Origin of the sequence: Geodermatophilus sp. YIM 151500, from assembly GCF_025716945.1 — a bacterium.
Lineage (GTDB): Bacteria > Actinomycetota > Actinomycetes > Mycobacteriales > Geodermatophilaceae > YIM-151500.
This window is the reverse complement of record NZ_JAOVZT010000007.1, coordinates 140475-147421: the sequence shown is the minus strand read 5'-3', so window position 1 is coordinate 147421 and position 6947 is coordinate 140475. Positions and strand designations below refer to the sequence as shown.

Genomic DNA, 6947 nt, shown 5'->3' with positions numbered 1-6947 from the left:
GACCGGCCTTGCCGTCCGAGCGCGTGGCCGCGACCGGCCTTGCCGTCCGAGCGCGTGGCCGCGACCGGCCTTGCCGGGCGTCGGCGCGCGAGCAGGTCGGTGCGCCCGCCCGGGTCAGAAGGGTGGGGGGTCGTCCCCGCCGGATGGCGTGCGCGGCGGTGCCCCGGGTGCCGGGTCGGTGAGGCCGGGTGGTCGGGTGGTGCGGGTGACGCCGCTGGGGGTGGTGACGGTGAGCAGGCCGTCGTCGCTCATGGTGAACGTCCAGCCGGGGGCGTCCGTCTTCAGCCGGTGGTGCCGGCGGCACAGGCAGCACAGGTTGGCGCAGTCGGTGGGCCCGCCGACCGCGTGCGGCACGACGTGGTCCAGGTCGGCCCAGCCGGCCCGGTTGGTGCAGCCGGGGTGCCGACAGCTGCGGTCGCGGGTGGTGACGTAGCGGTGCTGGGCGGCGCTGGGCCGGTAGCGGTCCACCGGCGGCGGCCGGTCGAGCACCGGGCAGCCGCAGTCCCCGGCGGGATCACCGCCCGGCCCGCCGCCGCCGTCCGGCCCGCGGGTGCCGGGTGGGGCGCCGCCGCTGCCGGGATGGCCGTGGCTGCCCGGTCCGCTCCCAGCGTCCGGTCGGCGGGTGCCGGGTGGGTGCTGCGGGCAGCCGCGGCGGGCCAGCCGTTCGAGCTCGGCGCGGGTGAGGGTGGCGCGCAGCGCGCCGGTGGTCGGGTCGACCAGGGCCAGGTGCAGCGCGCCGCCGGTGGGGGCCTGCAGCCCGCCGGGGCACAGCGCATCCAGGTGCTCGAGCAGCCGGCGCAGCTGGGCGGCGGTGATCGGCTGCCCGTTGACCTCCGCGGCACCGGCCCAGGCCGGCGTGGGGCGGCCGGCCCGGGCGGGGTCGGCGGGCGCCGGGGCGGTGCCGCCGGCCGCATCACACCCACCGTGGCCGACCGGGGCGCCGGCGCCGGCGCCGGGGAACAGGCTGCCCAGCGGCGCGACCACGGTGAGGGTGGCGGTGAGCGGCGGGCGGGTGGTGTCCCACGGGCGCAGCACCAGATCGCCCAGCACGCCGACCCGCAGCTGCCCCAGCGGGCGGGCATCGCCGTCGGCGGCGGCCAGCCGGGCGTAGCCGTCCAGGGTGTCGTGCAACGCGGCGGCCAGCGGCGCGGGCAGGAACGCGGCCAGCTCGGCCATGCCGTCCCCGGCCGGCCGGACGGTGACGTCGGCGGCCCGCTCGGCGGCCGCCCGGCGCTCCTCGGTGGCCGCGGCGTCCCGGCCGATCAGCTCCCGGCGGGCCGCGGCGCGCAGCCCCCGCACCGACAGCTCGGCCGCGGTCGGCAGCAGCGCGGCCTCCACCGCGGCCACGATCGCCGGATCGGTGCCGGCCGCGGGTGCGCCCAGCTCGGCGGTCAGGCCGCGGGCCCGCGGCCAGTCGAGCCGGCCGTCGGCCAGCGCCGCCCATGTGCCCGGCAGCCGGGTCAGCAGGGTGAACGCCTGCCCGATCAGCGTGCTCGCCGCCGTCCGCGAGCAGTTCAGCACCAGCGCCAGCTCGTCGGCGAAGAACTCCGAGGTGCCGATGAACTCCGGCCGCCCCGACGCATCCACCGGCACCCCCGCCATCCCGGATCCGGCATCGGTCTCGACGGTGTCGGTGGGGCCGTCCCCGGCGGCGGCGGTTCCGGCCGCGGTCTCGGCCCCGGCGTCGCCGTCCTCGGCGGTGGCGTCCTGCTCGGCGTCGGACGGGGCGCCGGCGCGGGCGTCGCGGGCGGCTCGGGCCGCGGCGCCGCGGGGCACGTCCCAGCAGTCCGGCCGCCGGGCGGCGAACGCGGCCACCAGTTCGGTCTTGTAGGCCATCAACCGGGCCTCGATCGCCACGATCCGCTGCAGCTCGGCGGCCAGCTCCGCGTCGCTGCGCACCCCGACCGGCAGCAGCTCGCCCAGCCGCGCCGGCGACCCGCCCCCGCCCGGCGGCACCAGGGCGGCATCGTCCGGAACGGCGTCCGGACCGGCGTCGTCCGGATCGCCGACCGACAGCGCCCCGGCCGGCCATGGGCACAGGTCCACGGCGGTCACCGCCACCCCGAACCCGCTCCCGAACACGTGTCCGAAGCTACGGGAGGGCACCGACAATTCCGCAGGTCCAGGCGCCGTCGACGACGTGCTCGTCGGATCCGGGGGGGTGCGGCTACGCCTTGCGGCCGCGGTGCAGGGCGACGACCCCGCCGGTCAGGTCGCGCCAGCCGACGTCCGCCCAGCCCGCCGCCTGGAGCCGCGCGGCCAGGGCCCGCTGGGCCGGCCACGCCCGGATCGACTCGGCCAGGTAGACGTAGGCCTCCGGGTTGCTGCTCACCGCGCGCGCGATCCGTGGGAGGAGGCGCATCAGGTACTCCAGGTACACCGTGCGGAACGGGGCCCAGGTGGGTGTCGAGAACTCGCAGACCACCAGCCGCCCGCCGGGGCGGGTGACGCGGAGGAACTCGCGCAGCGCGACAGCAGGGTCGGCGACGTTGCGCAGGCCGAAGGAGATGACGACGCCGTCCACGCTCTCGTCGGCGAGCGGGAGGGCCATCGCGTCACCGGCCACCATCGGCACCCCGCGGGAGGCACCGGCGCGCAGCATGCCCTGCGAGAAGTCGCACGCGATCGCGCGCACGCCGCCGGCGGCGAGTTCCACGGTCGAGACCCCGGTGCCCGCTGCGACGTCGAGCACGACCTGCCCGGGCCGGGCACCCAGCGCCTCACGGGTGGCCCGGCGCCAGGCCGCGTCCCGGCCGCCGGAGAGCACGGTGTTCGTGACGTCGTACCGGCGCGCGACCCGGTCGAACATCGCCGCCACGTCGGCCGGGCGCTTGTCCAGCCCGGCCCGCACACCCCCGGCCGTGCCGCGCTCCTCACGGTCGGTCACGGCAGGCACGGTACCCGGCCCCCTACCCTGGAGCTCGTGACCGCTGCGGCCGTGACCTCCTCGGACACGGCCGCCTTCCCGATCCGGACCGCACGGCTCGACGGCGCCCCCGACCTGCTGCGCCTCCTCCCCCGCGACGGTGCGCTGTCCTGGGTGCGCCGCGGGGAGGGACTGGTCGGCGCCGGCGAGGTCGCCCGGCTGGAGGTCTCCGGTCCCGACGCGCTCGCCGAGGCCGCCGCCTGGTGGACGGACCTCGCCCGCGGATCCGCCGGTCCGGACGCCCCCGCGGCGCCCGGCGGCGGCGCGGTGGTCTTCGCCGGGATCGCGTTCGACCCGGCGGTCGGGACGTCGGTCTTCGTCGTCCCCCGGGTCGTCGCCTCCCGGCGCGGCGGCGTCACCTGCGTCACGACCATGGACGGCAGCGACCCGCGGGCCGTGCTCGACGACGCGGCCGACGAGGTCCCCGACGGGCCCCTTCCCCAGCTCCGCTACGCCGACGGCGCGCTCGACCCGGCCAGCTGGTGCGCCGCCGTCGCCGAGGCCGTCGGGCGGATCGACGCCGGCGAGCTGGCCAAGGTCGTGCTGGCCCGCGACCTGCTGGTCGCCTCCGACGTCCCGCTCGACCCACGCCGCCTGCTCCTGCGGCTCGCCGACCGCTTCCCCGACTGCTGGACCTTCGCCGTCGACGGGCTGCTCGGCGCCACCCCGGAGCTGCTGCTGCGGCGCACCGGCCGGCAGCTGTCGGCCCGGGTGCTCGCCGGGACGGCGCCGCGCGGCTCCGGGGCGCACGACGAGCGACTCGCCGCCGCCCTGCTCGGCTCGGCCAAGGACCGCGCGGAGCACGCCCTCGCCGTCGACTCGCTGGTGCGCGCGCTGGAGCCCTACTGCACCGCGCTCGAGGCCCCCGGCGAGCCGGAGCTGCTCACCCTGGCCAACGTGCGGCACCTGGCCACCGACGTGACGGGCACCCAGCGCCGCCGCGGGCCGCTCGGCGCCGCCGGGCTGCTCGACCTCGTCGGCGCCGTGCACCCGACCGCCGCAGTCTGCGGCACCCCGACCGACCGCGCCGCCGAGGTCATCGCCGAGCTGGAGGGCATGGACCGCGGCCGCTACGCCGGCCCGGTCGGCTGGATGGACGCCCGCGGCGACGGCGAGTTCGGTCTGGCCCTGCGCTGCGCGGAGCTCACCGGCGGGCACGGCGCCCGGCTGTTCGCCGGCTGCGGGATCGTCGCCGGCTCCGACCCGACCGCCGAGCTCGCCGAGACCCAGGCCAAGTTCGCCGCCTTCCAGGCCGCGCTGGAGACCTGAGCCCGGCCGAGCGGCCGTCAGCCGCCGCCGAGCGCCTCGGCGGCGGTTGCTCGCAGCTCCGCGGCCAGCGCCGCCTCCGCGCGCTGGTCGGTGCGGACGACGACTACCCGCCGCCCGCCGGCCGCGAGCGCCCCCGGTAGCTCCGCCGGCCCGGACACCTCCGACGCCGCCCAGCCCAGCGCGCGGGCCACCCCGACCAGCGAGCGGCCGTGCGGGGTGCCGAACACCCGCCGGTAGTCGGCGGTGTGGCGCTCGTCCCCGGGCTCGAGTTGGGCGAAGATGCCGCCGCCGTCGTTGTCGGGCACGACCAGCGTGAGATCGGGCGCGGGCTCGCCCTCGCCGAGCAGCAGCCCCGTCAGATCGTGCAGCACCGTGAGATCGCCGAGCAGAGCAAAGGCGCGGCCACCGCCGTCCCGGGCGTGCGCCAGGGCCGCGCCGACCGCCGTCGACACCGTGCCGTCGATGCCGGCCACGCCCCGGCTGGCCAGCACCGCCAGGTCCGCCCGCGGTACGGCCAGCCGGTCGACGTCACGCACGGGCGTCGACGAGCCGAGCAGCAGCAGCGAGCCGCCGGGCAGGCCGGCCACCACGTCGCGGGCCAGCCGCGCGCCGGTCAGGCCGGGACGCCCGTCGAGGACCCGGTCGACGGCTGCGCCGGCGCGGGCGGCGGCGGCCGACCACGCCGACCGCCAGCCGTCGGCGATCGCACCGGTCGCGGGCGGCAGGTGCAGCGACACGTGCACGCTGCTCCGCGCGGCGTCGGCCCACCGCGGCGACGGCGCCACCGTCTCGACCCGCACGGCCGGATCGGCGAGCAGCGCCGCCACCGGCCGCGACAGCGTCGGCCGCCCGACCACGAGCACCCGGTCCGGGCGGTGCGCCGCGAGCCAGCCCGGCGCGCCCAGCAGCAGCGCTCCGCCGCGCAGGGCGCCCCGGCCGGCCCACGCCCCGCTCGACGGCTCGGCCAGCACCGGCCAGCCCCGCGCGTCGGCCAGCTCCGCCGCCGCGTGCCCCAGGGCCGGCGGCGCGTCGCCGGCGACGACCAGGGTGCGGGCCGGCCCGTCCCGCTCCGGGCCGGGCACGGCCGGCCCGGCCGCCGGCTCGGTCCACGGCGCTCCGCCCGGGCGGCCCGCCCACGGGCCCGACGGCTCGGCCGGCCCGGCGTCGTCCCCGGGGAGCAGCGGCTCGCGCAGCGGCAGGTTCAGGTGCACCGGGCCGGGGTCGCCGGACAGCGCACCGGTCGCCAGCACGAGCGCCTTGGCGACCAGCGAGCGCCAGTAGCGGTTCTGCGCCTGCTCCCGGCCCGCCTCCGGCACGCCGATGTCGGCCGTCCAGCGCACCGCGCCGCCGTACAGGCCGACCTGCTCCACGGTCTGGTTCGCGCCGGTGGCGCGCAGCTCCGGCGGGCGGTCGGCGGTCAGCGCCAGCAGCGGCACCCCGCTCGCGTCGGCCTCCAGCACCGCGGCGTGCAGGTGCGCCGCCGCCGTCCCCGAGGTGGTGAGCACCGGCACCGGCCGGCCGGAGCGCTTCGCCAGCCCGAGGGCGAGGAAGGCCGCCGTCCGCTCGTCGATGCGCACGTGCAGCCGCAGCCGCCCGGCGCGTTCCGCGGCGAGCAGCGCCAGGGCGACCGGCGCCGACCGCGAGCCCGGTGCCAGCACGGCGTCGGTGACACCGCCGCGCACCAGCTCGTCGACCAGGACGCGACCCAGCGCGGTGGAGGGGTTCACGCCGCCGGCACCGCCGTGCGGACCGACGCCAGCCGCGCCGCCCAGCGCGCCGCGGTCGCCGCGTCGGCGGCCACGGCGTCCAGCCGGTCGGGCTCCGGGCGGACGACGGGCAGCGCACCGTCGACCGGCAGCAGCGGCGCGCTGGTCACGTCGTCGTCGAACAGCGCCACGGTGGCCAGCCCGCAGGCGAACGGCAGCTCCGGCAACGCGGCGGCCAGCGCGACGCCGGCGGCGATGCCGACCGAGCTCTCCAGCGCCGAGGACACCACGCACGGCAGTCCGTGCGCCTCGGCCACGCGCAGTGCGGCCCGGACGCCGCCCAGCGGCTGCACCTTGAGGACGACGACGTCGGCGGCCTCCCGCAGGTCGACCCGCAGCGGGTCGCCGGCCCGCCGCACGCCCTCGTCGACGGCGATCCGGACGCCGATCCGCCGCCGCAGCGCGGCCAGCTCGGCCAGCGACGCGCAGGGCTGCTCGACGTACTCCAGGGCCGCCACCCGGTCGAGTTCGGCGATCCGTGCGGCGGCGGTGCCGACGTCCCACGCGGCGTTCGCGTCGACGCGGACCGCGCCGTCCGGACCCAGCGCGTCGCGCACCGCCTCGACGCGGCCCAGGTCGTCGGCCGGGGACTGACCGGGCTCGGCGACCTTCACCTTGGCGGTGCGGCAACCCGAGGCGGCGACGATCGCGTGCGCCCGCTCCGCGTCGACCGCGGGCACCGTCACGTTGACCGGCACCACCGACCGCAGGGGCGCCGGCCAGCCCTCGACTGCGGCCTCCCGCGCCGCCGCCCACCAGCGGCGGCTCTCGGCCACGCCGTAGTCCCAGAACGGGCTGAACTCGCCCCAGCCGGCCGGCCCGCGCACGAGCACGCCGTCGCGGACGTCGATGCCCCGGAAGCGGGTGCGCAGCGGCACCTGGTACGCGTGCGCCTCCAGGTCCGGCGCCGGGATCACGTCGGACAGGGTAGGGGAAGGACTCTGCCGCTCCTCCACCGTGGAAGGAGCCCGTCCTCCTCACCGTCC

The 6947-nt window shown here is 79.2% G+C and carries 5 protein-coding genes; 1 reads left to right on the top strand and 4 read right to left on the bottom strand.

Annotated elements, in window-relative coordinates:
• Nucleotides 1-114: 114 nt before the first annotated feature.
• Both OF117_RS13780 and OF117_RS13775 read right to left on the bottom strand, forming a co-directional pair.
• The gene (locus OF117_RS13780) at nt 115-2082 is read right to left on the bottom strand and encodes an HNH endonuclease signature motif containing protein (protein ID WP_263553417.1); all 1968 of its coding nucleotides are present in this window, start codon (nt 2080-2082) and stop codon (nt 115-117) included.
• A gap of 85 nt (nt 2083-2167) precedes the next feature.
• Complete coding sequence (locus OF117_RS13775) at nt 2168-2887, bottom strand: demethylmenaquinone methyltransferase (protein ID WP_263553416.1); 720 nt, start codon at nt 2885-2887, stop codon at nt 2168-2170.
• A 36-nt stretch (nt 2888-2923) separates the two neighbouring features.
• Here OF117_RS13775 and OF117_RS13770 point away from each other — a divergent pair, with 36 nt between their 5' ends.
• Nucleotides 2924-4195, top strand: a complete 1272-nt coding sequence (locus OF117_RS13770; protein ID WP_263553415.1) for an isochorismate synthase MenF — start codon at nt 2924-2926, stop codon at nt 4193-4195.
• A gap of 17 nt (nt 4196-4212) precedes the next feature.
• On the opposite strand, the gene menD is transcribed toward OF117_RS13770, so the two are convergent.
• Complete coding sequence (gene menD / locus OF117_RS13765) at nt 4213-5922, bottom strand: 2-succinyl-5-enolpyruvyl-6-hydroxy-3-cyclohexene-1-carboxylic-acid synthase (RefSeq protein ID WP_263553414.1); 1710 nt, start codon at nt 5920-5922, stop codon at nt 4213-4215.
• Nucleotides 5919-6878: an o-succinylbenzoate synthase gene (locus OF117_RS13760; RefSeq protein WP_263553413.1), complete on the bottom strand. Its 960-nt coding sequence runs from the start codon at nt 6876-6878 to the stop codon at nt 5919-5921. Before OF117_RS13760 ends, menD begins: the two co-directional genes overlap by 4 nt.
• Nucleotides 6879-6947 lie beyond the last annotated feature (69 nt).